General features: G+C 72.8%; 24 protein-coding genes. 14 read left to right on the top strand and 10 right to left on the bottom strand.

The genetic code is table 11. The features are described from left to right. Positions 1 to 59: 59 nt before the first annotated feature. The gene (locus ACGF2Y_RS07290) at positions 60 to 1,172 is read right to left on the bottom strand and encodes a YihY/virulence factor BrkB family protein (protein ID WP_392944286.1); all 1,113 of its coding nucleotides are present in this window, start codon (positions 1,170 to 1,172) and stop codon (positions 60 to 62) included. Between the two features lie 74 nt (positions 1,173 to 1,246). On the opposite strand from ACGF2Y_RS07290, the gene ACGF2Y_RS07295 reads away from it, so the two are divergent. From ACGF2Y_RS07295 to ACGF2Y_RS07360, 14 genes are all read left to right on the top strand, one after another. Further along, positions 1,247 to 2,881 carry an acyl-CoA dehydrogenase family protein gene (locus ACGF2Y_RS07295; protein ID WP_392943815.1) on the top strand — a complete coding sequence of 545 codons (1,635 nt, stop codon included), beginning with the start codon at positions 1,247 to 1,249 and terminating at the stop codon, positions 2,879 to 2,881. Between the two features lie 264 nt (positions 2,882 to 3,145). Continuing rightward, a complete protein-coding gene (locus ACGF2Y_RS07300) occupies positions 3,146 to 4,441 on the top strand; it encodes a GAF domain-containing protein (protein WP_392943817.1) in 1,296 nt (431 codons plus the stop codon). Between the two features lie 270 nt (positions 4,442 to 4,711). After that, positions 4,712 to 5,308 (top strand): GNAT family N-acetyltransferase, encoded by a 597-nt coding sequence (locus ACGF2Y_RS07305; protein WP_392943819.1) that lies wholly within the window; start codon positions 4,712 to 4,714, stop codon positions 5,306 to 5,308. 184 nt (positions 5,309 to 5,492) lie between these two features. Then, positions 5,493 to 5,576, top strand: a complete 84-nt coding sequence (locus ACGF2Y_RS07310; RefSeq protein WP_316248393.1) for a putative leader peptide — start codon at positions 5,493 to 5,495, stop codon at positions 5,574 to 5,576. Positions 5,577 to 5,691: 115 nt separating this feature from the next. After that, a complete protein-coding gene (locus tag ACGF2Y_RS07315) occupies positions 5,692 to 7,389 on the top strand; it encodes a nitrite/sulfite reductase (RefSeq protein WP_392943821.1) in 1,698 nt (565 codons plus the stop codon). Further along, positions 7,386 to 7,565, top strand: a complete 180-nt coding sequence (locus ACGF2Y_RS07320) for a hypothetical protein (RefSeq protein ID WP_392943823.1) — start codon at positions 7,386 to 7,388, stop codon at positions 7,563 to 7,565. Before ACGF2Y_RS07315 ends, ACGF2Y_RS07320 begins: the two co-directional genes overlap by 4 nt. Then, entirely contained in the window at positions 7,562 to 8,278 is a 717-nt protein-coding gene (locus tag ACGF2Y_RS07325) for a phosphoadenylyl-sulfate reductase (RefSeq protein ID WP_392943825.1), read from the top strand. The genes ACGF2Y_RS07320 and ACGF2Y_RS07325 overlap by 4 nt, the downstream gene beginning before the upstream one ends. Positions 8,279 to 8,301: 23 nt before the next feature. After that, positions 8,302 to 8,847: an adenylyl-sulfate kinase gene (gene cysC / locus ACGF2Y_RS07330; RefSeq protein WP_392943827.1), complete on the top strand. Its 546-nt coding sequence runs from the start codon at positions 8,302 to 8,304 to the stop codon at positions 8,845 to 8,847. Further along, positions 8,844 to 9,779 (top strand): sulfate adenylyltransferase subunit CysD, encoded by a 936-nt coding sequence (gene cysD, locus ACGF2Y_RS07335; RefSeq protein ID WP_392943829.1) that lies wholly within the window; start codon positions 8,844 to 8,846, stop codon positions 9,777 to 9,779. Before cysC ends, cysD begins: the two co-directional genes overlap by 4 nt. 1 nt (position 9,780) lies before the next feature. Next, positions 9,781 to 11,127, top strand: a complete 1,347-nt coding sequence (locus tag ACGF2Y_RS07340) for a sulfate adenylyltransferase subunit 1 (protein ID WP_392943831.1) — start codon at positions 9,781 to 9,783, stop codon at positions 11,125 to 11,127. 266 nt (positions 11,128 to 11,393) lie between these two features. Next, positions 11,394 to 12,506, top strand: coding sequence for an aliphatic sulfonate ABC transporter substrate-binding protein (locus ACGF2Y_RS07345; RefSeq protein ID WP_392943833.1), 1,113 nt, complete (start codon positions 11,394 to 11,396; stop codon positions 12,504 to 12,506). A gap of 57 nt (positions 12,507 to 12,563) precedes the next feature. Next, positions 12,564 to 13,361: an ABC transporter ATP-binding protein gene (locus tag ACGF2Y_RS07350; RefSeq protein ID WP_392943835.1), complete on the top strand. Its 798-nt coding sequence runs from the start codon at positions 12,564 to 12,566 to the stop codon at positions 13,359 to 13,361. Beyond that, positions 13,348 to 14,274, top strand: a complete 927-nt coding sequence (locus tag ACGF2Y_RS07355) for an ABC transporter permease (protein WP_392943837.1) — start codon at positions 13,348 to 13,350, stop codon at positions 14,272 to 14,274. Before ACGF2Y_RS07350 ends, ACGF2Y_RS07355 begins: the two co-directional genes overlap by 14 nt. Positions 14,275 to 14,282: 8 nt before the next feature. Further along, positions 14,283 to 15,035: a sirohydrochlorin chelatase gene (locus ACGF2Y_RS07360; RefSeq protein WP_392943839.1), complete on the top strand. Its 753-nt coding sequence runs from the start codon at positions 14,283 to 14,285 to the stop codon at positions 15,033 to 15,035. A 210-nt stretch (positions 15,036 to 15,245) separates the two neighbouring features. Here ACGF2Y_RS07360 and ACGF2Y_RS07365 read toward each other — a convergent pair whose 3' ends face one another. From ACGF2Y_RS07365 to ACGF2Y_RS07405, 9 genes are all read right to left on the bottom strand, one after another. Next, positions 15,246 to 15,863: a DsbA family protein gene (locus ACGF2Y_RS07365; RefSeq protein ID WP_392943841.1), complete on the bottom strand. Its 618-nt coding sequence runs from the start codon at positions 15,861 to 15,863 to the stop codon at positions 15,246 to 15,248. 126 nt (positions 15,864 to 15,989) lie between these two features. Next, complete coding sequence (locus ACGF2Y_RS07370) at positions 15,990 to 16,823, bottom strand: ABC transporter ATP-binding protein (RefSeq protein WP_392943843.1); 834 nt, start codon at positions 16,821 to 16,823, stop codon at positions 15,990 to 15,992. Positions 16,824 to 16,826: 3 nt separating this feature from the next. Continuing rightward, positions 16,827 to 17,900, bottom strand: coding sequence for a FecCD family ABC transporter permease (locus ACGF2Y_RS07375; protein ID WP_392943845.1), 1,074 nt, complete (start codon positions 17,898 to 17,900; stop codon positions 16,827 to 16,829). After that, complete coding sequence (locus ACGF2Y_RS07380) at positions 17,897 to 18,922, bottom strand: FecCD family ABC transporter permease (protein WP_392943847.1); 1,026 nt, start codon at positions 18,920 to 18,922, stop codon at positions 17,897 to 17,899. The genes ACGF2Y_RS07375 and ACGF2Y_RS07380 overlap by 4 nt, the downstream gene beginning before the upstream one ends. A gap of 91 nt (positions 18,923 to 19,013) precedes the next feature. Continuing rightward, the gene (locus tag ACGF2Y_RS07385) at positions 19,014 to 20,072 is read right to left on the bottom strand and encodes an iron-siderophore ABC transporter substrate-binding protein (protein WP_392943849.1); all 1,059 of its coding nucleotides are present in this window, start codon (positions 20,070 to 20,072) and stop codon (positions 19,014 to 19,016) included. Positions 20,073 to 20,155: 83 nt separating this feature from the next. Next, positions 20,156 to 21,955: an ABC transporter ATP-binding protein gene (locus ACGF2Y_RS07390; protein ID WP_392943851.1), complete on the bottom strand. Its 1,800-nt coding sequence runs from the start codon at positions 21,953 to 21,955 to the stop codon at positions 20,156 to 20,158. Continuing rightward, a complete protein-coding gene (locus ACGF2Y_RS07395) occupies positions 21,952 to 23,643 on the bottom strand; it encodes an ABC transporter ATP-binding protein (RefSeq protein WP_392943854.1) in 1,692 nt (563 codons plus the stop codon). Before ACGF2Y_RS07395 ends, ACGF2Y_RS07390 begins: the two co-directional genes overlap by 4 nt. 149 nt (positions 23,644 to 23,792) lie before the next feature. Next, the gene (locus ACGF2Y_RS07400; protein WP_392943856.1) at positions 23,793 to 24,236 is read right to left on the bottom strand and encodes a DUF4440 domain-containing protein; all 444 of its coding nucleotides are present in this window, start codon (positions 24,234 to 24,236) and stop codon (positions 23,793 to 23,795) included. Next, positions 24,229 to 24,777: a DUF1697 domain-containing protein gene (locus tag ACGF2Y_RS07405; protein WP_392943858.1), complete on the bottom strand. Its 549-nt coding sequence runs from the start codon at positions 24,775 to 24,777 to the stop codon at positions 24,229 to 24,231. Before ACGF2Y_RS07405 ends, ACGF2Y_RS07400 begins: the two co-directional genes overlap by 8 nt. Between the last annotated feature and the right edge of the window lie 48 nt (positions 24,778 to 24,825).

Genomic DNA, 24,825 nt, shown 5'->3' on the forward strand with positions numbered 1-24,825 from the left:
AGGTGCCGTAGCTGTCGTCGTGCGCCCGCCAGGGATGACGGGACAGCCCTTAGAGGGCGTCAGGACGACGGCGGTTCCCTGGAGGTCCTGGACTCCTTGGCGTCCTTCTCCCAGCTCGCGTGCAGCCGGGACTTCACGTCGTCGGGCGGCAGGAAGCGCGACCAGCGCTCGGGGTACTCGGAGGGCATGTACGCGGGGCCGTCGTCCTCGTCCTCGTCGTCCGTGCCCTCGTAGCCGGCCGAGCGGGTCCGGGCGACGAACTCGGCGGCCTGCGCGGCCCGGACGCGTTCGGTGGCCTCGCGGGCGGCGGCCGTGGCGAGCGAGGGCCACACCCGGTCGATGGCCGCGTTGACCGCGGCGCCGACCAGGACCGCGAAGGCGGAGATACCGATCCACAGCAGGACGGCGATCGGCGCCGCCAAGGAGCCGTAGATGGTGGGGCCTTCGACGGTGTTGGTCAGGTAGATGCGCAGCAGGAAGCTGCCGAGGACCCACATGCCGAGCGCCACCAATGCCCCGGGGACGTCCTCGATCCAGGGCGAACGCACCGGCACGGACACGTGGTAGAGCGTCGTGAGGAACGCGACGGTCAGCAGCATCACGAGTGGCCAGTACAGGACCGCTATGACCTCGGTGCCCCAGGGCACGAACTCGACCACCCGGTCCGGGCCGACGACCAGCAGCGGCAGCACCACCGCGCCGAGCAGCAGGGCGACGACGTACAGCAGGAAGGCGAGCAGCCGGGTCTTGACGATGCCGCGGTGGCCGTCGAGTCCGTACATGACGGTGATGGTGTCGATGAAGACGTTCACCGCGCGGGAGCCGGACCACAGGGCGATGGCGAAGCCGATGGAGATGACGTCGGGGCGGGCCCCGGTCGTGACGTCGGCGAGCAGTGGTTTGGCGAAGTCGTTGACCCCGCGCTCGGACAGCACCGTCTGGGCCGCGGAGAGGATGTTGCGCTCGATGGAGGCGACCGTGGTGGTGGTCGTCCACTCGTCGACGTAACCGAGCAGTCCGATCATGCCGAGCAGCAGCGGGGGCAGCGAGAGCAGGGTGAAGAACGCCGCCTCGGCCGCGAGCCCCAGAATGCGGTACTCGATGCACGAGTTGACGGTGTCCTTGAGCAAGTGCCATGCCATCCGCCGTTTGGAGACGTTGCGGTAGAGCACTCGCGCCCGGTGGAGCCGGCCCGGTGGCCGCTCGGGTGTTTCATTTGCTGCCTGCACGTCCTTACCGTATCGGCATGGCAGCCACCACCCACACCGTGACCAATCAGGTTCCGCCGCTGGTCGGCTATGACATCTTCGCCGCCGACCGGGCCCTGTCCGAGGCCGTCGGGCGGCACATCGAGCCCGGGATCCTGCCCGGGGCGCTGGAGGAACTCGGGGAGCTCGGCCGGGCCGCCGGCTCCGCCCGAGCCCAGGAATGGGGTGCGCAGGCGAACGCGTATCCGCCCGTGCTGCGTACCCATGACCGCTATGGGCACCGCGTCGACGAAGTGGAGTTCCATCCGTCCTGGCACCGGCTGCTGGGGCACGCGGTCGAGGCCGGGCTGACGGACGCCTGGGGGCGTCCGGCCGGTCATGTCCGGCGCGCGGCGGGGTTCCTGGTCTGGACGCAGGCCGAGGCGGGGCACGGCTGCCCGCTGTCGATGACGCATGCCGCGGTGCCCGCACTGCGGACCGATCCGACGCTGGCCGCCGAGTGGGAGCCGCTGCTGACCTCGCACACGTACGAGGAGGGGCTGCGGCCCGCCGGGCAGAAGAGCGGGGTGCTCTTCGGGATGGGCATGACCGAGAAGCAGGGCGGCACCGACGTACGGTCCAACACGACCCGGGCAGAGCCGCTGGCCGGCGAGGGCGAGTATCTGCTCACCGGGCACAAGTGGTTCTGCTCGGCGCCGATGTCGGACGGCTTCCTGGTGCTGGCGCAGGCGCCGGGCGGACTGAGCTGCTTCCTGGTGCCGCGCGTGCTGCCGGACGGTGCGCGTAACGTCTTCGCGATCCAGCGGCTCAAGGACAAGCTCGGCAACAGGTCCAACGCGTCCGGCGAGGTCGAGTTCGACGGGACCTGGGCCCGCCTGGTCGGCGACGAGGGGCGCGGGGTGCGCACCATCATCGAGATGGTGGCGGCCACCCGGCTCGACTGCGTGGTGGGTTCGGCGGCGCTGATGCGGCAGTCGGTGGCGCAGGCGATCCATCACAGCGCGTACCGCGGCGTGTTCGGCGGGCCGCTGATCGACAAGCCGCTGATGCGCAACGTCCTGGCGGATCTGGCGCTGGAGTCGGAGGCGGCGACGGTGCTGGCGATGCGGCTGGCCTCCGCGTACGACACGGACACCGAGGAGGAGCGGGCCTTCCTGCGGCTCGCGGTGCCCGCCGCGAAGTACTGGGTCACCAAACGCTGCACCGCCGTGGTGGGCGAGGCGCTGGAGTGCCTGGGCGGCAACGGGTACGTGGAGGAGTCCGGGATGCCCCGGCTGCTGCGGGAGGCGCCGCTCAACTCGATCTGGGAGGGCTCGGGCAATGTGCAGGCGCTGGACGTGCTGCGGGCGCTGCAACGGGAGCCGGGGGCGCTGGACGCGTTCCTGCGTGAGGTCGGCAAGGCGCGCGGGGCGGACCACCGGCTCGACGCGGCGATCAAGGACCTGCTGACGGAGCTGGCCGACCTGGAGGGCATCGAGGCGCGGGCCCGGCGGCTGGTGGAGCGCATCGCGCTGGTGCTCCAGGGTTCGCTGCTGGTGCGCTGGGCGCCGCCGGAGGTCTCCGACGCCTTCTGCGCCTCGCGGCTCGGCGGGGACCGGGGCGCGGCGTTCGGGACGCTGCCGCACACGCTGGATCTGGCGTCGGTGGTGGCGCGGGCCCGGCCGGTCGCCTGAGAGGGGCGGCGACGGCGGGCGGGGCGGGGAAGCGACGAAGGGTGGTGCTGCGCCGACACGGCACCACCCTCCACGCTTGTACGACACCGGGCGACCGGGACAGGCCCGGCGCACAGTGTCTGCGCCACTCTTGTGCGGACCCGCAGGGCACCGCCAGAGTTGCAAAGGGTTGCAACCATTGTATGGACTGACCGGCGGCCCGGTCCGGTGAACGGCAGGATGGGCCGGACCAGGGATCGGGAAGCGTTCGGGGGGAACGGGACCATGACGGACACAGGTTCTGCGGGCGTGGTGCGGGTGACGGGCCAGGGGGCGGGCCGCCGAACGACCCGGCTGCTCCACCGGGCGCGGGAGGCCCGGCTGACGGGTGAACGTCTCCCTGTCGCGCCCCGGGAGGAGATCGACGCTTCCTGGGATCGCGTGGTGCGCAGCGGTATCGACCCCGATCAGTCACCGGAGAGCGAGCTGCTGGAGGCGGACGAGATCGAGCACCGGCGCCGCAGCACGGCGCTCGGCGAGCTGATGCCGTTGCTGCGGTCGGGCCTGGCCTCGATCGCGGACGCGGCGCAGCAGATCATGGTGGTGACCGACACCGAGGGCCGGGTGCTGTGGCGGCAGGGCAACACGGGGGTGCTGCGCCGGGCCCACGACATCTGTCTGGAGGAGGGGGCGGCCTGGGCCGAGGCGGCGACCGGGACGAACGCGATCGGGACGGCGCTGGCCGCCCGGGTCCCCATCCAGGTCCACTCGGCCGAGCATTTCATCCGGGCGCTGCACAGCTGGACCTGTGCGGCGGCCCCGGTCCGGGATCCTCGCGACGGCCGGCTGATCGGGATCGTGGACATCAGCGGGCCCGCGTCCACCTTCCATCCGGCGACGCTGGCCCTGGTCGATTCGGTGGCCCGGCTCGCCGAGGGCGAGATCCGCACCCGCCACCTGGCGGAGATCGAGCGGCTGCGCGCGGTGGCCGCGCCGATCCTGTGCCGGATCGGCGGGCGGGCGCTGGCGGTGGACGTGCACGGGCGGCTGGCGGCGGTGACCGGGATGTCTCCGGTGGACCGGCTGCCGCTGCCGAAGTCGCTGCGGCCGGGTCCGGTGTGGCTGCCCTCGCTCGGCATGTGCCAGGTCGAGCCGCTGCCGGGCGGCTGGCTGGTGCGGGTGGACGACGGCGGTACGTGGGGGGCGCCGCGCCGGGTGGTGCTGGACCTGAGCCGGCCCGGGGCGCTCGCCGTGCATCTGACCGGGCCGCTGGGGAGCCGCACGCAGCGGCTCTCGCCGCGTCACGCGGAGCTGCTGTACGCGCTGGCGGTGCACCGGCAGGGGCGGACGGCCTCGGAGCTGGCGCGGGACATCTTCGGGGACGCGACCCGGACGGTGACGGTCCGGGCCGAGGTCTCCCGGCTGCGGCGTCACCTGGCGGAGGTCCTGGCCCACCGCCCGTACCGCTTCGGGGACGAGGTGGAGGTGGAGGTGATCCACCCGGAGCACGGCGCGGATCTGCTGCCGCACTCCGTCGCGCCGGTGGTGACGGAGGCCCGCAGGGCGGCACCGGCCACCTGAGAGGGGGCGCCCGGGGCGGGCGGGCGGCCCGAGGAGGGAGCGCCTGGCGCAGGCGGGCCGCCCGCGAGGAGGAGGAGCCGCCCGGCGCAGGCGAGCCGCCCGGCGCGGTCGGGCCCGCCCCAGGAGGGGGAGCCCGGCGCGGGCGAGCCGCCCGAGGAAGAGCCCCCGGCATCGACGGACCGCCCGAGGAAGAGCAGCCCGGCACAGACAGGCCCGCCCCAGGAGGGGGTGCCTGGCGCGGGCGGGTGGCGGCATGGTTTTCTGGCCGTCATGAGCGACACCCCGCAGCCCACAGCCCCGACCACCGACGTGACCATCTGGTCGCTGGAGCAGACCTCGCCCGCCGATCTCCGCACCGCGCTCGCGCCGGAGGGCGATGTGCGGATCATCCGGTCCGAGGTTCCGTTGCCGGAGTTCAGCCGGTTCCTCTACACCGCCGTGGGTGGGGACATCCGCTGGACCGACCGGCTGGACATGACGTACGCCCAGTGGGAGGAGGCCCTGCGGCGGCCCGGGGCGGAGACCTGGGTGGCGTACGAGAACGGGACGCCTGCCGGGTACGTCGAGCTGGACCCGCAGGACGACGGCGTGGTCGAGATCATGTACTTCGGGCTGATCCCGGCGTTCCGGGGGCGGCGGATCGGCGGTCACCTCCTCTCGTACGGGGTGGCGCGCGCCTGGGACCTGGCGGAGCGCTGGCCGGAGCGGCCGGCGACGAAGCGGGTCTGGCTGCACACCTGCTCGAAGGACGGCCCGCACGCGATGGACAACTACCTGCGGCGCGGCTTCCGGCTCTTCGACACGAGGACCGAGGTGGAGCCGGAGGTGGCGATGCCCGGTCCGTGGCCCGGGGCGTACGCCTCCTGATCGTCGGAAATCCGGGGGCGGTGGAGCCACCGCCCCCTTTTCCGGGCCCCATGTGGGCGATTTGTCGCCCATGTGACTGCCGCATACCGTGATGAGCACCACATCGTCCCGCCATTCGAGACTCATCCGTCCACATAGCGGATAGTGGTGGACTGCTCAGAGATGTGCGTGACACGCTTCCGTCATGCCTGGAACTGGAATTGCCTTGGTGAGTCGACGCCACGTCGACCTCGGCCGCATGTCCAGCGCCATCTGTCCGGCGGGCTGAGAGACCCAGCACCGCCGCCCCCTCTTACCTCTGAACCACCCCTGCGCACCGCCGCGCCTCAGCGCGAGTGTGCTGATCAGAGCCGCCCTCCCGCAGTCCCGAAGGACGTATTGTCATGGCCGCTACCCCGGAACAGCCTGCGACCACCACGCCCCGCCGCAAGGCCGGACGCCACCGTGGCGAGGGCCAGTGGGCCGTGGGACACCACACCCCCCTGAACGGGAACGAGCAGTTCAAGAAGGACGACGACGGTCTCAACGTACGGACACGTATTGAGACGATCTACTCCAAGCGCGGCTTCGACTCCATCGACCCGAACGACCTGCGCGGACGCATGCGCTGGTGGGGGCTCTACACCCAGCGCAAGCCCGGCATCGACGGCGGCAAGACGGCCGTGCTCGAGCCGGAGGAGCTGGACGACAAGTACTTCATGCTGCGCGTCCGCATCGACGGCGGCCGGCTGACCACGCAGCAGCTGCGGGTGATCGGGGAGATCTCGCAGGAGTTCGCGCGCGGCACCGCCGACCTCACCGACCGGCAGAACGTGCAGTACCACTGGATCCGGATCGAGGACGTGCCGGAGATCTGGCGGCGGCTCGAAGAGGTGGGCCTGTCCACCACCGAGGCCTGCGGTGACACGCCCCGCGTGATCCTCGGCTCGCCCGTCGCGGGCATCGCCGAGAACGAGATCATCGACGGCACGCCCGCGATCGACGAGATCCAGCGCCGGTTCATCGGCAACCCCGACTTCTCCAACCTGCCCCGCAAGTTCAAGTCCGCGGTCTCCGGCTCCCCGCAGCTGGACGTGGCGCACGAGATCAACGACATCGCGTTCGTCGGCGTGAACCACCCCGAGCACGGCCCCGGCTTCGACCTCTGGGTCGGCGGCGGCCTCTCCACCAACCCCAAGCTCGGGGTGCGGCTCGGCGCCTGGGTGCCGCTGGACGACGTGGCCGACGTGTACGGCGGGGTCATCGGGATCTTCCGTGACTACGGCTACCGGCGGCTGCGCACCCGCGCCCGGCTGAAGTTCCTGGTCGCGGACTGGGGCCCGGAGAAGTTCCGCCAGGTCCTTGAGGACGAGTACCTGAAGCGCGAGCTGACCGACGGGCCCGCGCCCGAGCAGCCCGCGCAGACCTGGCGCGACCACCTCGGGGTGCACCGGCAGAAGGACGGCCGCTTCTACGTCGGCTTCGCCGCGCGGGTGGGCCGGGTCGACGGCAGCACGCTCACCAAGATCGCCGAGCTGGCCGACGCGCACGGCTCCGGCCGGGTGCGGACCACCGCCGAGCAGAAGATGATCGTGCTGGACGTGGCCGAGGAGCAGGTGGAATCCCTGGTCGCCGGCCTGGAGGCGCTCGACCTGCGGGCCATCCCGTCCCCGTTCCGGCGCGGCACGATGGCCTGCACCGGCATCGAGTTCTGCAAGCTGGCGATCGTCGAGACGAAGGCGCGCGGCGCCTCCCTCATCGACGAACTGGAGCGCCGCATCCCGGAGTTCGACCACCCGATCACCATCAACATCAACGGCTGCCCGAACGCCTGCGCCCGTATCCAGGTCGCGGACATCGGTCTCAAGGGCCAGTTGATGCTGGACGACGAGGGCAACCAGGTCGAGGGCTACCAGGTGCACCTCGGCGGGGCGCTCGGTCTGGAGGCCGGGTTCGGCCGCAAGGTCCGCGGCCTGAAGGTCACTTCGGCCGAACTGCCGGACTATGTCGAGCGGGTGCTCGGCCGGTTCCAGGAGGAGCGCGAGGACGGCGAGCGCTTCGCGGCCTGGGCGGCGCGCGCCGGTGCGGAGTCGCTGTCATGAGCGAGCGAGCCGCCCCGTTCTACTGCCCGTACTGCGGCGACGAGGACCTGCGACCCAACGAGACCGGTCACGGAGCCTGGGAATGTGCTTCCTGCAACCGTGCGTTCCAGCTGAAGTTCCTGGGCCTGCTGACCCGGGGCGTTCAGCGCAACGACGGTGAAGGGGACGGAACATGACGGGCACTCAGCTGAGTGGAGAGTTCACCGACCGGGAACTCCAGGAGCTGGCCGAGCAGGCCGGACGGGAGCTGGAGGACGCCTCCGCCACCGAGATCCTGACGTGGGCGACCGACGCCTTCGGACCGCGCTTCTGCGTCACCTCCTCGATGGAGGACGCCGTGGTCGCGCACCTGGCGTCGCGGGTGCTGCCGGGCGTGGACGTGGTCTTCCTGGACACCGGCTACCACTTCCCGGAGACCATCGGGACGCGGGACGCGGTGGACGCCGTGATGGACGTCAACGTCATCACGATCACCCCCCGGCGGACCGTCGCCGAGCAGGACGCGGAGCACGGCGAGAAGCTGCACGACCGTGACCCCGACCTGTGCTGCGCACTGCGCAAGGTGAAGCCGCTGGAGGACGGCCTGACCGCGTACGCCGCGTGGGCGACGGGCCTGCGCCGCGACGAGTCCCCGACCCGGGCGAACACCCCGGTCGTGGGCTGGGACGCCAAGCGCCGCAAGGTGAAGGTCTCCCCCATCGCCCGCTGGACCCAGGACGACGTGGACGCCTACGTCGCCGAGCACGGGGTGCTCACCAACCCGCTGCTGATGGACGGTTACGCCTCCGTCGGCTGCGCGCCCTGCACCCGCCGGGTGCTGGAGGGCGAGGACGCACGGGCCGGCCGCTGGGCCGGCCGGGGCAAGACCGAATGCGGGCTGCACGGCTGATGACGACTGATCAGGAGACTTCGATGAGCGTGACGGAGACGGGAGCCACGATCTGGCTGACCGGTCTGCCGAGCGCGGGCAAGACCACCATCGCGTACGAACTGGCGGGCCGGCTGCGGACCGAGGGCCACCGGGTGGAGGTGCTCGACGGCGACGAGATCCGCGAGTTCCTCTCCGCGGGCCTCGGCTTCTCCCGCGAGGACCGGCACACCAACGTGGCCCGGATCGGCTTCGTCGCCGAACTGCTCGCCGCCAACGGCGTGAAGGTGCTGGTCCCCGTCATCGCCCCGTTCGCCGACAGCCGCGAGGCCGTCCGCAAGCGGCACACCGCCGAGTCCACCACGTATCTGGAGGTGCACGTCGCGACGCCCGTCGAGGTGTGCTCCGTACGGGATGTGAAGGGGCTGTACGCCCGGCAGGCGGCCGGCGAGATCAGCGGTCTCACCGGGGTCGACGACCCCTACGAGGCCCCCGAATCGCCCGACCTGCGGATCGAGTCGCACCAGCAGACCGTGCAGGAGTCCGCAGCGGCGCTCCACGCGCTGCTCACCGAGAGGGGCCTGGCGTGAGCACCGTCGCCACCGTGCCGGAAGGCACCGTCAACCCGTACGCGCTCAGCCACCTGGACTCCCTGGAGTCGGAGGCGGTCCATATCTTCCGCGAGGTGGCGGGGGAGTTCGAGCGGCCGGTGATCCTGTTCTCCGGCGGCAAGGACTCCATCGTGATGCTGCATCTGGCGCTCAAGGCGTTCGCGCCCGCGCCGGTGCCGTTCACGCTGCTGCACGTGGACACCGGGCACAACTTCCCCGAGGTCCTGGACTACCGCGACCGTGCGGTCGAGAAGCACGGGCTGCGGCTGCACGTCGCCTCCGTGCAGGAGTACATCGACGCCGGGAAGCTCCGTGAGCGCCCCGACGGCACCCGCAACCCGCTCCAGACGGTCCCGCTCACCGAGGCGATCCAGCAGCACCGCTTCGACGCGGTGTTCGGCGGCGGGCGGCGCGACGAGGAGAAGGCGCGGGCCAAGGAGCGGGTCTTCTCGCTGCGCGACGAGTTCTCGCAGTGGGACCCGCGCCGCCAGCGCCCCGAGCTGTGGCAGCTGTACAACGGCCGGCACGCCCCCGGCGAGCACGTCCGGGTCTTCCCGATCTCCAACTGGACCGAGCTGGACGTCTGGCAGTACATCGAGCGCGAGTCCATCGAGCTCCCGGAGATCTACTTCGCCCACGAGCGCGAGGTATTCAACCGCGGCGGGATGTGGCTGACGGCGGGTCACTGGGGCGGGCCGAAGGAGCACGAGTCCACCGAGACCCGTCTGGTGCGCTACCGCACGGTCGGCGACATGTCCTGCACCGGTGCCGTCGACTCCGACGCCACCACGCTGGACGCCGTGATCACCGAGATCGCCGCCTCCCGGCTCACCGAGCGGGGCGCGACCCGCGCCGACGACAAGATGTCCGAGGCCGCGATGGAAGACCGCAAGCGCGAGGGGTACTTCTAAGATGACCACATCCATCCTGTCGGCCGAACAGCTTTCGGCCACCACCCTGCTGCGGTTCGCCACGGCCGGTTCGGTCGACGACGGCAAGTCGACCCTCGTGGGACGCCTGCTGCACGACTCCAAGTCGATCCTCACCGATCAGCTGGAGGCCGTCGAGCAGGCCTCGCTGAGCCGTGGTCAGGAGGCGCCGGACCTGGCGCTGCTGACCGACGGGCTGCGGGCCGAGCGCGAGCAGGGCATCACCATCGACGTCGCCTACCGCTACTTCGCCACCGCCCGGCGGCGGTTCATCCTCGCGGACACCCCGGGCCATGTGCAGTACACCCGCAACATGGTGACCGGCGCCTCCACGGCCGAGCTGGCCGTGGTCCTGGTCGACGCCCGCAACGGGGTCGTCGAGCAGACCCGCCGGCACGCCGCCGTCGCCGCGCTGCTGCGGGTCCCGCACGTGGTGCTCGCGGTCAACAAGATGGACCTGGTCGACTACGCGGAGCCCGTGTTCGCGGCGATCGCGAAGGAGTTCACCGCGTACGCCGCATCCCTCGGCGTCCCGGAGATCACCGCGATCCCGATCTCGGCGCTGGCCGGGGACAACGTGGTGGAGCCGTCCGCGCACATGGACTGGTACGGCGGGCCGACCGTCCTGGAGCACCTGGAGACGGTGCCGGTCAGCCATGACCTGACCGCCTGCCACGCGCGCTTCCCCGTGCAGTACGTGATCCGCCCGCAGAGCGCCGAGCACCCCGACTACCGGGGCTACGCCGGTCAGATCGCGGCCGGGGTGTTCCGGGTCGGCGAGTCCGTCTCCGTACTCCCCTCGGGGCGCACCACCACGATCACCGGCATCGAGGCGCTCGGGGAGAGCGTCGACATCGCCTGGGCGCCGCAGTCGGTGACCCTCCGGCTGGCCGACGACATCGACATCTCGCGCGGCGACCTGATCGCCCCGGCCGACGACTCCCCCGCCGTCACCCAGGACGTCGAGGCGACCGTCTGCCACGTGGCCGACCAGCCGCTCTCGGTGGGCCAGCGGGTGCTGCTCAAGCACACCACCCGTACGGTCAAGGCGATCGTCAAGGACATCCCCTCGCGGCTCACCCTGGACGACCTCTCCCAGCACCCGGCCCCCGGGCAGCTGGTCGCCAACGACATCGGCCGGGTCGTCGTGCGCACCGCCGAGCCGCTCGCGCTCGACGCGTACGCCGACTCCCGGCGCACCGGTTCGTTCCTGCTGATCGACCCGGCGGACGGTACGACGCTGAGCGCCGGCATGGCGGGCGCCTCGTTCGCCGCGGCCGCCGAGGCCGTCGGCCGGGCCGCCGGCGACGACGCCGAGTGGGACTTCTGATGGCCACCGGCCGCTTCTCCGCCTTCGCGAAGGCCGCCGGCCGGGTGGGCAGCGGCGCCCTCGGGAGGGGGCGCCCCCCGGTCGGGCGCATTCGAGAGCTCGGGAGAGGTCAGGGCGGAGTCGGGCGATGTGCGTGATGACGTACGCGCACTGCTCGCGCGCCCTCCCGCCCCGTCCGTACCGCCGAAGACCAGCCGCCCTCCCGGCCGCGCCCCCCTGACCACCAGCGGGACGTGAGCACCGGGCCGACGAGAGGAATGCCTCCCGTGCCTGCCCCCCGTCCCACCGTTCGCCGCGGCCTCGTCGCTGTCGCCGCCCTGCCGCTGCTCGCCCTGGCGGCCACCGCGTGCGGTTACGGCTCCCAGGCCGAGGACGGCGCCGGAAGGCCGAAGGTCTCCGCCACGGGGAAGAAGCTCTCCTCCGACACCGTGAGGATCGGCTACTTCCCGAACCTCACGCACGCCACCGCCCTGGTCGGTATCCGGGAAGGCACCATCCAGAAGGAACTGGGCGGCACTCAGGTCGAGTCCACGGCCTTCAACGCGGGTCCCTCGGAGATCGAGGCGCTGAACGCCGGGTCCATCGACATCGGCTTCATCGGCCCCTCCCCCGCCGTCAACGGCTACGCCAGGTCCCAGGGCGAGGGGCTGCGGATCATCTCCGGTTCGGCCTCCGGCGGGGTGAAGCTGGTCGTCAACCCGGACAGGATCACGACCCTGGACGACCTCAAGGGCAAGAGGATCGCCACCCCGCAGCTCGGCAACACCCAGGACGTGGCCTTCCTCGACTGGATCTCCGAGAAGGGCTGGAAGGTCGACGCCCAGAGCGGCAAGGGCGATGTCTCCGTGGTCCGCTCGGACAACAAGGTGACGCCGGGCGCCTACACGTCCGGGGACGTGGACGGGGCGTGGGTGGCCGAGCCGACGGCCTCCCAGCTGGTCGCCGAGGGTGCGGAGGTCCTCCTCGACGAGAGGGACCTGTGGCCGGACAGGAAGTTCGTGATCACGAACATCGTCGTGTCGCAGAAGTTCCTGGCGGAGCACCCGGACGTGGTCGAGGCGGTGCTGAAGGGTTCGGTCGCCACCAACAAGTGGATCAACGCCAATCCCGAGAAGGCCAAGGCTTCCGCCAACAAGGCGCTGGAGGCCCTGAGCGGCAAGCCGCTGCCCAAGGAGATCCTCGACCCTGCGTGGGAGTCCATCGAGGTCACCGACGACCCGCTGGCCGACACGCTCAGGACGCAGGCCGGGCACTCCGTGCGGTCCGGTCTGCTCAAGGAGCCGGACCTCCGGGGCATCTACGACCTGGGCCCGCTGAACAAGATCCTCAAGGCCGAGGGACGGCCCGAGGTCGCCGACGCCGGCCTCGGCGTCGAGTAGCCCACCCGCCCGACCCATACCCGTACCCGGATCCAGGATTCCCAGGAGGTGACGACCATGGCGACCCCCACCCTCACCAAGGCCGAGGCCGAGGCCCGTACGACGGTCGAGCACGCAGCCCGTCTCGCGCACGTCTCGAAGTCCTTCGCCGGGCCCACGGGTCAGCAGCTCGTGCTGGACGACATCACTCTCGACGTCGCTCCCGGTGAGTTCGTCACCCTCCTGGGAGCCTCGGGGTGCGGGAAGTCGACGCTGCTGAATCTGGTGGCCGGACTCGACCGCCCGTCTAAGGGGACCATCGAGACCCCCGGCGGGCGGCCGGCCCTGATGTTCCAGGAGCACGCCCTCTTCCCTTGGCTGACCGCGGGCAAGAACGTCGAACTGGCCCTGCGGCTGCGCGGGGTGCCGAAGTCGGAGCGCCGCACCGAGGCGGAGCGGCTGCTCGAGCTCGTCCGGCTCGGCGGGGCGTACGGCAAGCGGGTGCACGAGCTGTCCGGCGGTATGCGGCAGCGCGTCGCGATGGCCCGCGCCCTCGCCCAGGACAGCCAACTACTGCTGATGGACGAGCCGTTCGCGGCGCTCGACGCCATCACCCGCGATGTGCTGCACGACGAGCTGACCCGGATCTGGCGGGAGACGAACGCCTCGGTCCTCTTCGTCACACACAACGTGCGCGAGGCCGTGCGGCTCGCGCAGCGCGTCGTGCTGCTGTCGTCCCGGCCGGGCCGGATCGCCCGGGAGTGGACGGTCGGCATCGAGCAGCCGCGCCGTATCGAGGACACCGCCGTGGCGGAGCTGTCCGTCGAGATCACCGAAGAACTGCGTGGGGAGATCCGCCGACATGGCCAGCACTGACATCACGTCCGACCGGAAGCGGCCGGACCGGGCGGCCGGACCGGGCGACGCGAAACCCGACGACCTGGCGGGCCTGGAGGCCGGGCTCGACGCCCTGGACGCCGTGCAGATCCGCCGTACCCCGGTGCGCGAGGTCCTGCTGAGCAAGGTGCTGCCGCCCGTCGTGGCAGGCGCACTGGTCCTGGTGATCTGGGAGCTGCTGGTCCGCGCCCAGATCACCGAGGTCTACAAGCTGCCGCCGCCGTCCGCCGTGTGGGACAGCGCCCGGGAGATGTGGCTCAAGGGCACGCTGCTGGAGGTCGTCTGGACCAGCGTCTCGCGCGGTCTGCTCGGCTTCCTGCTCGCGGTCGCCATCGGTACGCCGCTGGGGCTGCTGGTCTCCCGGGTGAAGCTGGTCCGGGCCGCGATCGGCCCGATCCTGTCCGGGCTCCAGTCGCTGCCGTCGGTCGCGTGGGTGGCCCCGGCGGTGATCTGGCTCGGCCTGAACAACCAGATGATGTTCGCGGTGATCCTGCTGGGCGCGGTGCCCTCGATCGCCAACGGGCTGGTCTCCGGCGTCGACCAGGTGCCGCCGCTGTTCCTCCGGGCGGGCCGCACGCTGGGCGCGACCGGGCTGCGCGGGACCTGGCACATCGTGCTCCCGGCGGCGCTGCCCGGCTATCTGGCAGGCCTCAAGCAGGGCTGGGCGTTCTCCTGGCGCTCACTGATGGCCGCCGAGATCATCGCCTCCTCGCCCGATCTGGGCCTGGGGCTCGGGCAGTTGCTGGAGAACGGCCGCAGCAACTTCGACCTGCCCGGGATCTTCCTCTCGATCCTGCTCATCCTGTTCGTCGGTATCGCGATCGACCTGCTCGTCTTCAGTCCGCTGGAGCGGTGGGTGCTGCGCAGCCGCGGTCTCCTCGTCAAGAACTGAGTCACGCCATGCCCCGTCCCGTTCTCCTCGTCATCGCCCACGGCAGCCGCGACCCCCGGCACGCCGCGACCGTGCACGCGCTCACCGAGCGGGTCCGGGCCGAGCGGCCGGGGCTGCGCGTGGAGACCGCGTTCCTGGAGTTCAACGCGCCTTCCGTGCCCCGCGTGCTGGAGCGCCTGGCCGCACAGGGCGCGGACGAGGTCGTCGCCCTCCCGCTGCTGCTCACCCGGGCGTTCCACGCCAAGACCGACATCCCCTCGGTCCTGCGCGAGGCCCGCGCCCGGCTGCCGCGCCTGCACATCCGGCAGGCCGACGTCCTCGGCCCGTCCCCGCTGCTCGACGCCACCCTGGGGCGGCGGCTGCGGGAGGCCGGGGTCCGTCCCGGCGACCTCCCCCGGACCGGGCTCGTCCTGGCCTCGGCGGGATCCACAGACCCGGAGGCGATCGCAGTGATCGCTGAAATCGCGCGGGAGCTGCGGCACACCGGTTGGTGCGCCGTGCGGCCTGCGTTCGCCTCCGCACTGCTTCCCCGTACCGAGGACGCGGTACGGGCCCTGCGCGCCGAGGGCGTGGAGCGGGTGGCGGTGGCCCCGTACGTCATCGCGCCCGGCCGGCTCCCCGACCGCATCGCGGCGGGCGCCGAAGCGGCCGGGGCCGACGTGCTGGCCGACGTGCTGGGCGCCGCACCGGAGTTGGCGCGGCTGCTGCTGGACCGGTACGACGAGGCGCGGGTGACCGTGAGGGCCTCGCTGTCGGCGTGAGGCCCGGGGGCGCCCGCTAAGGGCTGTCCCGTCATCCCTGGCGGGACAGCCCTTAGCGGGCGCGGTCGCGAGGACCACTTCCCCTACCAGACCCCGCTCACCTTCCCGCGCGGCAGGCGGGTCCAGGGCCGGCGCGAGGCCGAGAACGACAAGAATCACGGCCGCCCCCGGGCGATGCCCGGGGTGGGCTCACGGGCGGCCCCGGAGGGTTCAGTCGTAGGACAGGCCACCCGAACGGCTGCGCTTGAGTTCGAAGAAGCCCTGGTGGTTGGCGAGCACCCGGAAGCTGTCGAAGAGTTCAGCGGCCTCCTCGCCGCGCGGGATCGCGTTCAGGACCGGGCCGAACCACACCGTGCCGTCGACGTGGATCGTCGGCGTGCCCACGTACGCGCCCTGCTCCGGATCCTTGCCCGCGTCGTGGCTGCGGGCGACCTCTTCGTCGTACGCCGTCGAGTGCGCGGCCCCGGCCAGCTCGGCGGGCAGGCCCGCTTCGGCGAGGGAGGCGGCGATCACGGCGTCGAAGTCCTCCTCCTTGTGCTGGTGGATCCGGGTGCCCAGCGCGGTGTAGAGGTCCCGCAGGACACCGTCGCCGTGCTCGGCGGCCGCGGCGACGGCGACCCGGACCGGCCCGATCGACTTGTCGACGAGCTCGCGGTACCAGTCGGGCAGGTCGTTGCCCTCGTTGTGCAGATACAGGCTCATGGGGCGGAAGCGCAGGTCGATGGCGCGCCGCTGCTCGACCTCCAGCATCCAGCGGGAGGTGATCCAGGCGAACGGGCAGGCGGGGTCGAAGAAGAAGTCGACGGAGGTGCGGTGACCGGTACTCATGGACCAAGCCTAGGACGCGATGGGCGCGGGTTCCTGGGCCAATCGCGTACCGATGTGGTGGGCCAACTCAGGGTCCCGCCGCGCGGTGGGCCACTCCGGGGCCCGCCGCGCGCCCCTGCCGGCCTGTCAGGCGACGGTCCTCTCCGGCTCCTCGGGGTCCGGGGTGTGGTGCCGGCCGACCGGGATGACCAGCGGGGTCCGGCTCACCGGGTCCGTGGTCACCTGGCAGCGGAGGCCGAAGACGTCCTCGACCGTTTCGGCGGTGATCACGTCGGCGGGGGCGCCCTCGGCGACGATGCGGCCCTTCTTCATCGCGATGACGTGGTCGGCGTACCGGCAGGCCTGGTTGAGGTCGTGCAGGACCATGACGATCGTGCGTCCCTCGCGCCGGTTGAGGTCGACGACGAGATCCAGGACGTCGATCTGGTGGGCCAGGTCGAGGTAGGTGGTCGGTTCGTCCAGGAGCAGGACCGGAGTGCCCTGGGCGACGGCCATGGCGATCCAGGCGCGCTGACGCTGGCCGCCGGAGAGTTCGTCGACCGCGCGGTCGGCGAGGTCGGTGGTGCCGGTGGCGGCGAGCGCGTCGTGCACCGCCTGCTCGTCGGTCTTGGTCCACTGCCGCCACCACGTCTGGTGCGGGGAGCGGCCCCGGTTGACCAGGTCGATGACGGTGAGGCCCTCGGGGGCGACCGGCGATTGCGGGAGGATGCCGATCTTCTGGGCCAGCTCCCTGGTGGGGATGGCGTGCAGGGCCCGTCCGTCCAGGCTGACCGCGCCTTCGCGGGGGGCCAGCAGCCGGGCCAGGGCGCGCAGCAGGGTCGACTTGCCGCAGGCGTTGGCGCCGACGATGGCGGTGATCCGGCCCGGCGGCACGGCCAGGTCGAGGCCGCTGACGACGGCCCGGTCGTCGTAGCCCAGGTGCAGGCCCTCGGCCCGCAGGTCGGGTTCGGCGGTGGACATGGGTCAGCCTCCTGAGCCCGCGTGGTTGACGCGGATGAGCAGCCAGAGCAGCACCGGGGCGCCGAGCACTCCGGTGACGGTCCCCACGGGCAGTTCGGTGCCGGGGATCAGTTCGCGTGCGAGGACGTCGGACACGAGGACGACGAGGGCGCCGGTGAGTCCGGCGGCGAGCGGCGGCGGCCAGGCGGTACGGCACAGCCGCTGGGCGATCTGCGGGGCGGCGAGCGCCACGAAGGCGACCGGTCCCGCGGCGGCGGTCGCGAAGGCGACCAGGCCGACGCCGGTGAGGAGGACGGTGAGGCGGACGGCCTGGACCCGGGTGCCGAGCCCCTTGGCGACATCGTCGCCCAGTTGCAGCGTACGCAGCAGCCGGCCGATGAGCAGGGCGGCGGGGACCAGGACGACGAGGGAGGCGGCGAGCGGTGCGGCCTGCTGCCAGTCGCGGCCGTTGAGGTTCCCGACGAGCCAGCCGAGGGCGGCCTGCGCCTGGACACGGCCGCCCCGGGCGAGCAGGAAGTCCGTGGCGCTGAGGCAGACCCAGGAGACGCCGATGCCGACGAGGATGATCCGGTAGCCGGTGGTGCCGCGCCGCCAGGCGAGCCCGTAGACCAGCAGGGCGCTGGTGATGGCCCCGAGAAGGCCGAGGGCCTGGGTGCCGAGGCCGAAGTCCCAGCCGAGCACGATGCCGGCGACGACGGCTGTCCCGGCGCCCTGGGTGAGGCCGATCATGTCGGGGCTGGCCAGCGGGTTGCGGGTCATCGTCTGGAACAGCGCGCCGGACATGCCGAACGCGATGCCCGCGAGGAGGCCCGTCACGGCGCGGGGCAGCCGCAGTTCCTGGACGACGAGGAGGGTTCCCGCGTCGCCGGAGCCGGTCAGCGCGCGGGCGACGTCGGCGAGCGGAATCCCGTAGTCGCCGATGGAGACGTGCCAGCACAGCGCCGCGAACACGGCGACGAGGAGTCCCGCGCAGACGGCGAGCTGACGGGGGCGCAGGGTCCCGGAGACCGGCGGGAACGCGAGCCGGAAGGGCCGGGCGGCCGACTTCGCGGGCAGGGTGTCGGTGGTCATGGTCATACCTCCGCGAGGCGGCGTCGGCGGACCAGGGCGATGAAGAACGACCCGCCGATGAAGGCGACGATGATCCCGGCCTGCACCTCGACGGGCCGGGCGATCACCCGGCCGAGGATGTCCGCCGCGAGCAGCAGGGCCCCGGCGAGCGCGGCCGAGAGCGGCAGCAGCCAGCGGTGGTCCGGGCCGAGTCCGGCGTACTGGGCGAGGACCCGGGCGACGTGCGGGACGACCAGGCCGATGAAGACGACGGGGCCGATCACCGCGACCGCCGCGCCGGTCAGGAGGGTGACGGCGACGACGCCCTGGAGGCGGACGAGGCCGAGTCTGCGGCCGAGCGAGGCGGCCACGTCGTCGCCGAGCGCGAGGCTGTTGAGGGCCGGGGCGCTCACCAGGGCGAGGAGGGCGCCGAGCCCGAGGAAGGGCAGGATCCGCAGCACGGTGGAGGCGTCCTGGTTGGCGAGCGATCCGGCCGACCAGAACCGGAAGCGGTCCAGCGCGGCCGGATCGGTGAGGACGACGGCGCTGGTCAGCGAGGACAGGACGGCGGTGACCGCGACTCCGGCCAGGGCCAGTTTCACCGGGGTCGACCCCGAACGCCCCAGCCGGCCCAGCAGATAGACGGCGACGCTCGCCGCCATCGCCCCGGCGAACGCGAACCAGATGTAGCCGAGCAGCGAGCCGATCCCGGCGACCCCGGCGGCGATCACGATGGCGAACGCCGCCCCGGCGCTGACCCCGAGGATGCCGGGGTCGGCCAGCGGGTTACGGGTCAGCGCCTGCATCACGCAGCCGGAGAGGCCGAGCGCCGCCCCGGCCGCCAGACCCAGCGCCGTACGCGGCACGCGCACCGACCGGATGACGTCCTCGATCCGGGGTCCGGTCGGCTGCCCCAGCAGAGCCTTGATCACCTCGCCGGGCGGGATCCGGAGGGCGCCGAGGCCGAGCGAGAGCAGGCACAACAGGACCAGCACCGCGCCGAGTACGGCCACGAGCAGGGCGGGTCGCCATCGGGCGGGGCGGGTCACGGGGCTGGCTCCACGGTCCGGTTCCTCACGGGCGGTCGGTCGGCGGGGGAAGGTCCGCCCCGCCGGCGGCGGGACGGACCGGGGGACGGCGTCAGGACGCGGGGTGTTCGACCTTCGTGTCCGTCCTGCCGTCGACGGCGGCCGCCAGCATCGGGACCAGCCGGTCGACGGTGTACGGGAGGCTGAGCGGGCTCACGAAGGAGACGGCGCTGCCGAAGTGGCTGCTCTCCTTCACCATGACCTCGCGGCCCTCCTTCGCCACGCCGAGCTTGCCGTAGAGCGGGTCGGCGTGGAGCTTCTTCGTGTCCTTGGCGGGGTCGGTGACGAGCCAGACGACGGCGTCGGTGTCGAGGAGGTCGGTGCGCTCCTTGCTGATGTTCGCGCCGAACGCGTCGCCGACGACCGCGCTCAGGTCGGTGGGGAGCTGGAAGCCGAGACCGTTGAGCAGCCGGGAGCGGTTGTCCTGCGGGCCGTAGACGTACATGCCCTCGTACGGGGTGGCCATGACGGCGCTCTTGCCCTTGAACTCGGGGTGCGCGGCGGCGGCGTCGGTGATGTGCTTCTCGGTCTTCGCGACCAGCGCCGCTGCCTCCTCGCTCCTGCCGAGGGCCGTGCCGACCACCTCGGTCTGGTCCTGCCAGGAGATGGACCAGTCCGGGCCGTCCTTGGGCTGGGCGACGACCGGGGCGATCTTGGAGAGGGTGCGGTACTGGTCCTTGGTGAGGCCCGAGTACAGGGCGAGGATCAGGTCGGGGCGCAGGGAGGCGATCTTCTCGACCTGGGGCCCGGTGCCGTCGTCGTGCAGGACGGTGGGCCGGGGCTTGTCGCCGAGGGCCTTCTCGGCCCAGGGGCCGATGGCGCCCTTGAACTCGCCGAGCCACTCGGTGGTGCCGACGGGGACCTTGCCGAGGGCCAGCACGGCGTCCTGGTCGGAGAGGCCGACGGTGACGATGCGCTGCGGCTCGGACTTGAGGGTGGTCTCGCCGTACTTGTGGTCGAGGGAGACCGGGTAGGCGCCCTTCTGCGCGCTGTCGGCGGGCGGCGCGGTGGCGTCATCGCTGTCGCCGGAGCCGCAGGCCGCGGCTCCGAACAGGAGCAGGGCGGACGCGGCCACGGCGGTCAGCCGGGTGCGCTGGACTGTGCGGAGCATGACGGATTCCTTCGGGAGGGTGGACGTGCGCCGGGGACGGGGCGGGGCTGTGAGGGGGCGTGGGGGTCGGGGATGCCGTGGGGTCAGGGGTGCGGTGCGGTGCGGCTGCCGGACCAGGCGCGCCACAGCGCGGCGTACGGGCCGTCCGCGTCGCGCAGTTCGTCGTGCGGGCCGCTCTCGACGACGCGGCCGGCCTCCAGCACGACGACCCGGTCGGCGGCGACGGCCTGGGTGAGGCGGTGGGCGACGACCAGGGCGGTGCGGCCGGACAGGGCGGCCTCGGCGGAGCGTTCCAGGACCCGGGCGCCCGCGCTGCCCGCCTCGGCGGTCGCCTCGTCGAGGACGGCGAGGGCGGGGTCGGCCAGGACGAGCCGGGCGAGGGCGAGTTGCTGGGCGCGGGCGGGGTCGAGGCGGTGGCCGCCCTCGCCGACGACGGTGTCGAGCCCGTCCGGGAGCGCTGCGGCCCAGTCCAGGGCGTGCACCGCGGACAGGGCCCCGCGCAGGTCGGCGTCGGTCGCGTCGGGGCGGGCGAGCCGGAGGTCCTCGGCGAGGGTGCCGGTGAACACGTGGACCTCCTGGGTGACCAGGACGACCGGTGGTTCCCCGGCTCCCGCGGGTGCGGTGACCGTGCCTCCGGTGGGCTGCTGGACGCCCGCGACGATCCGGGCGAGGGTCGACTTCCCGGCCCCGCTGGTCCCGACGAGCGCGACGTGTTCGCCGGGCCGCAGGGTGAGGGAGACCTCGTGCAGCACGGGGCGGCCGGGTCCGTAGGCGTGGCTGACGGCGTGCACGGTGACGCCCGCCTCGGGTGCGGTCCGCTGATGCGGTACGGCGGTGGGCTCCTGATGCGGTACGGCGGTGGGCTCCGCCGGCCGGGCGAGGTCGGTCACTCCGACGAGCCGGGCCAGTCCGGCCGCCGCCGACTGGGCGTCGTCGAGCAGTACCAGGGCGGCGTTGACGGGTCCGAAGAGGCTGTGGAAGTAGAGGGCGGCGGCCGTCGCCGTGCCGATCGACACCGCGCCGTCGCCGACCAGGAGGAATCCCGCGATCAGGACGGCGGCCAGGCCGATGTACTCGGCGATGTGCAGCCGTCCGTAGAAGCCCAGCACCAGGTTGACGCTGCGCATGGTCAGGCCGACGGCCTTGCGCGAGCGTCCGGCGCTGCGCTCGGTGTGCTGCCGCTCCAGCCGGTGGCCGCGTACGGTCACGGCTCCGCCGATGGTCTCCAGGAGCTGTTGCTGCTGGGCCCCGTTGGCGACCCGCTGGTCTGCGTAGAGGGTGAGGGCCCGGCGTACGTACCAGCGGGCGGTGAGCAGTTGGACGGGGACGGCGAGGAGCGCGGCGAGCAGGAACCGTACGTCCAGGAGGGCCAGCGCGCCGAGGGTGAGCACCATCGTGAGGACGGAGCGGGCCATCTCGGGCAGCGCGGAGCGGACGGCCTCGGCGACCCGGGCGACGTCGCCGGTGACGCGGGCGGTGAGGTCTCCGGACCCGGCGCGTTCCAGGCGGTCGGCGGGGAGGTTCAGGGCGCGTTCGACGAACTGCTCGCGCAGCCGGGCCAGTACGGTCTCGCCGAGCCGGGCGACGCGGGTCAGCCCGATCGTCGTGGTGACTCCCTGGACGGCGGCGACCGCGACGAGGAGGACGACCGGGAGGGTCAGGTCGGCGGCGGGGCGGCCGTCGGCGACGATGTCGACGATCCGGCCCAGCAGCGGCTGGACGAGGAGGCCGACGGCGGTGGCCGCGACCAGGACGCCGATGCCGGTCAGGGCGAGGCCCCGGTCGGGGCGGATCAGCGCGCGCAGGGCGGCCCGGGTGCGGGCGGCGGTGGCGATGGGGAGCAGTTCGGCACTGTCGTCCGCCAGGGGCGAGGACGTGGTCATGTGAGCACCGCCGTGCGGTAGACGGGATGGTCGCGTACGAGGTCCTCGTGCGGGGCCTCGGCGGTGATCGTGCCGCCGTCGACGAGGACGACCCGGTCGGTCGCGGCGAGCAGCGCGGGGCTGCTGGTGACCAGGACGGTGGTGCGGCCGGCGCGGGCGCGCCGGATACCGGCCGCGATCCGGGCCTCGGTCGCGGCGTCGACCGCGGTGGTCGGGTCGTGGACGACGAGGACACTGCGGTCCGCGGCGAGCGCGCGGGCCAGGGCGACGCGCTGGCGCTGGCCGCCGGAGAGCGAGCTGCCGCGCTCGCCGATCCGGCCGCCGGTGCCGCCGGACAGGGCGGAGGCCACCTCGTCGACGGCGGCGGCGTCCATCGCGGGGCGCGGGTCGGACCCCGCGGGGGCCGCGGCGGTGACGTTCTCCAGAAGGGTTCCGTCGAAGAGCTGGGCGTCGTGCTCGGCGACGAGCAGCACGGAGCGCAGGGCGGCGGGGGCCAGTTGGGTGAGGGGCACACCGTCGAGTTCGACGCTCCCCCGGTCCGGGTCGCAGCGGCGGGCCAGGCAGTGCAGCAGGGTCGCGGCGTCGGCCGGGTCGGTGACGACGACGCCGAGGTGTTCGCCGGGGCGGACGGTCAGGTCGAGGGCGTCGAGCCCGGCGTGGCCGAGCCCGTTCAGGCGCAGTTCGCCGGGGGCGGGGGCGGCCGGTTCGGCGGTGCCGCCGGTGGTCTCGCCCGGGGCGGCCAGCACGTCGGCGATCCGGGCGGCGGAGGCCCGGCCCTTGGCGAGTTCGGCGCCGACCCAGGCCAGTGCGCCGATCGGTCCCGGGAGGAAGAGGGCCAGGCCGACGGCGGAGACGAGGGCGCCGAGGCCGATGGAGCCGCTGAGGACCAGGCGGCCGCCGACGAGGGCGACGAGCGCGATGAACGAGCCGGTCAGGGTGAGCATCAGCCCGGTCTGGAGGGCGGCGGCGCGGGCGGCGCGCACATTGGCCTCGCGGGAGGCCTGGCTGGTGGCGCGGTAGCGGTCGACGGCGGCGCGCTCGGCCCGCAGACCCTTGAGCACGCGGACCCCGGCGACCAGGTCGGCGGCCACCCCGGAGGCGTGCGCGGCCTGTTCCTGTTCGGCTTCGCTGCGGTGCTCCAGGGGGCGGGCCAGGAAGTGGCCCAGCGCCATCAGGACCGGGGCGCCGATCAGGACGAGGAGCCCGAGGGGCAGGGAGGCGCGGAGCAGGAGCACCGCGCCCGCGACGACTCCGACGACGGCGGCGATACCGAGGGTCAGCGCCATGTTGACGGCCCCCACCCGGCGGGCGTCCTCGGTGGCCACGTTCACCAGTGCGCCGGGCGGGCGGCCCGCCTCCGCGCCGCCGTGCGGGGCGAGGACCCGGCGCACGACATCGAGGCGCAGGTGGTGGGCGGCCTGTTCGGCGGCGCGTTCACCGGCGCGGGCGCCGAAGCGGAAGCCGAACGAGAGCAGGGTGTAGACGACGGCGAGGACCACCAGCCAGATCGCCAGCGCTCCCCCGTCGGGGCGGACCACCGCGCGGTCCACGATCAGGCCGATGAGGACGGGGACGAGCGCCTCGCCGGTCTGGTGGCAGGCGCCCAGCAGGGATCCGACGACGATGTCCCGCCGCTGCCCCGCGACGGACCGGCGCAGGACGCCGCGCCCGGCTGTATCAGCCCCCACTACACCCGCTCCTCACCGTGTCACGGACAGCGGAGAGGGCGGTTTCCGGCCACCCACCTCCAGCCAAACGAAGGTAAGGCTAACCTGTGTGACTTGCGGCGGGGAGCCCCACCCCCCGCCGCCTGCCCGGGGGATGCCGCCGGCAGGGCTCAGGCCTCGGCGACGGGACCGGCGAGGGGGTCGGTGAAGTGGTCGGCGACGGGACCGGCCAGAGGGTCGGTGAGGAGGTCGTCGTTGAACGGCGTCGCCTGGTGGAAGTAGAGCCGCCAGCCCTGCGGGGTCAGCCGCCACAGGGAGCTGCGGTGCGAGTGGATCCCCTTGGACTCCGTGTCGAAGGTGAGGTGCACCAGGTCGTCGCAGAGCCGCACCCCCCGCATCCGGGAGGCGGTGAGCGGGCCGGGGCGCGGGGCGTCGTCCGCGGTGAGCGAGGCGATGATCGTCTCCCGCCTCCAGAGCCGGCCGCTGGTGCCGATCTCCCGGAACTCGGGGTGCAGCAGCGCGCCGAGGAGTCCGGCGGATGCCCGTACGACCGGGTCCAGCAGGCGGAGTTCGCCCTCGATGGCCGCGGCCACGGCGGGCGACGGCTCAGCCACGGGTCATCTCCACGAGCTTCACCACGGTGTTCCAGTTGCGGCTGGTGGCGTTGAGGCCTTGGACATGGCGGGGGCGTCCCAGCGCGACGGCCAGCCGGGAGCGGCCGAGCCCGTCGGGGGCGTACAGGTACAGGCAGCGGTCGCCGAGCCGGAACTCCTCCGGCAGGAAGGCCTCCGCCTCCAGGTCCGCGAAGCGGTCCGCGTCCACCGGCCGGTCGTAGTAGGTGACGTGGAGCTGCTTGCCCTCGAGGTCGGCGGCGGGGAAGGGGCAGGCGTCGGCGACGGCGGCGAGATAGCCGGCGTCGCGGACGAGGCAGTCGACGGCGAAGCCGAACCGCTGGTGCAGGGCCTGCTCCAGGGCGGCGGCCAGCGCGTCCTCGTCGTCGCTCTCGCTGCGGAAGACGGCGTTGCCGCTCTGCAGATAGGTGGCGATGCCGGCGTGTCCCAGCTCGGTGAGCACGGTGCGCAGTTCGGGCATCGGGACCCTCTTGCTGCCGCTCACGTTGATCCCCCGCAGCAGCGCCGCGTACGTCGTCGTCATGTCCACCCACCCTAGAGCCTCGTATGGGGATCAAGCCGGATTAGGGGG

Origin of the sequence: Streptomyces sp. NPDC048142 (assembly GCF_043202835.1) — a bacterium.
GTDB lineage: Bacteria > Actinomycetota > Actinomycetes > Streptomycetales > Streptomycetaceae > Streptomyces.

Bases quoted from the DNA above. Each gene is read 5' to 3' on its own strand.
- ACGF2Y_RS07295 (WP_392943815.1), top strand. From the start codon at position 1,247: ATGGCAGCCACCACCCACACCGTGACCAATCAGGTTCCGCCGCTGGTC.
- ACGF2Y_RS07300 (WP_392943817.1), top strand. From the start codon at position 3,146: ATGACGGACACAGGTTCTGCGGGCGTGGTGCGGGTGACGGGCCAGGGG.
- ACGF2Y_RS07305 (WP_392943819.1), top strand. From the start codon at position 4,712: ATGAGCGACACCCCGCAGCCCACAGCCCCGACCACCGACGTGACCATC.
- ACGF2Y_RS07310 (WP_316248393.1), top strand. From the start codon at position 5,493: ATGCCTGGAACTGGAATTGCCTTGGTGAGTCGACGCCACGTCGACCTC.
- ACGF2Y_RS07315 (WP_392943821.1), top strand. From the start codon at position 5,692: ATGGCCGCTACCCCGGAACAGCCTGCGACCACCACGCCCCGCCGCAAG.
- ACGF2Y_RS07320 (WP_392943823.1), top strand. From the start codon at position 7,386: ATGAGCGAGCGAGCCGCCCCGTTCTACTGCCCGTACTGCGGCGACGAG.
- ACGF2Y_RS07325 (WP_392943825.1), top strand. From the start codon at position 7,562: ATGACGGGCACTCAGCTGAGTGGAGAGTTCACCGACCGGGAACTCCAG.
- cysC (WP_392943827.1), top strand. From the start codon at position 8,302: ATGAGCGTGACGGAGACGGGAGCCACGATCTGGCTGACCGGTCTGCCG.
- ACGF2Y_RS07340 (WP_392943831.1), top strand. From the start codon at position 9,781: ATGACCACATCCATCCTGTCGGCCGAACAGCTTTCGGCCACCACCCTG.
- ACGF2Y_RS07350 (WP_392943835.1), top strand. From the start codon at position 12,564: ATGGCGACCCCCACCCTCACCAAGGCCGAGGCCGAGGCCCGTACGACG.
- ACGF2Y_RS07355 (WP_392943837.1), top strand. From the start codon at position 13,348: ATGGCCAGCACTGACATCACGTCCGACCGGAAGCGGCCGGACCGGGCG.
- ACGF2Y_RS07360 (WP_392943839.1), top strand. From the start codon at position 14,283: ATGCCCCGTCCCGTTCTCCTCGTCATCGCCCACGGCAGCCGCGACCCC.
- ACGF2Y_RS07365 (WP_392943841.1), bottom strand. From the start codon at position 15,863: ATGAGTACCGGTCACCGCACCTCCGTCGACTTCTTCTTCGACCCCGCC.
- ACGF2Y_RS07370 (WP_392943843.1), bottom strand. From the start codon at position 16,823: ATGTCCACCGCCGAACCCGACCTGCGGGCCGAGGGCCTGCACCTGGGC.
- ACGF2Y_RS07375 (WP_392943845.1), bottom strand. From the start codon at position 17,900: ATGACCATGACCACCGACACCCTGCCCGCGAAGTCGGCCGCCCGGCCC.
- ACGF2Y_RS07385 (WP_392943849.1), bottom strand. From the start codon at position 20,072: ATGCTCCGCACAGTCCAGCGCACCCGGCTGACCGCCGTGGCCGCGTCC.
- ACGF2Y_RS07390 (WP_392943851.1), bottom strand. From the start codon at position 21,955: ATGACCACGTCCTCGCCCCTGGCGGACGACAGTGCCGAACTGCTCCCC.
- ACGF2Y_RS07405 (WP_392943858.1), bottom strand. From the start codon at position 24,777: ATGACGACGACGTACGCGGCGCTGCTGCGGGGGATCAACGTGAGCGGC.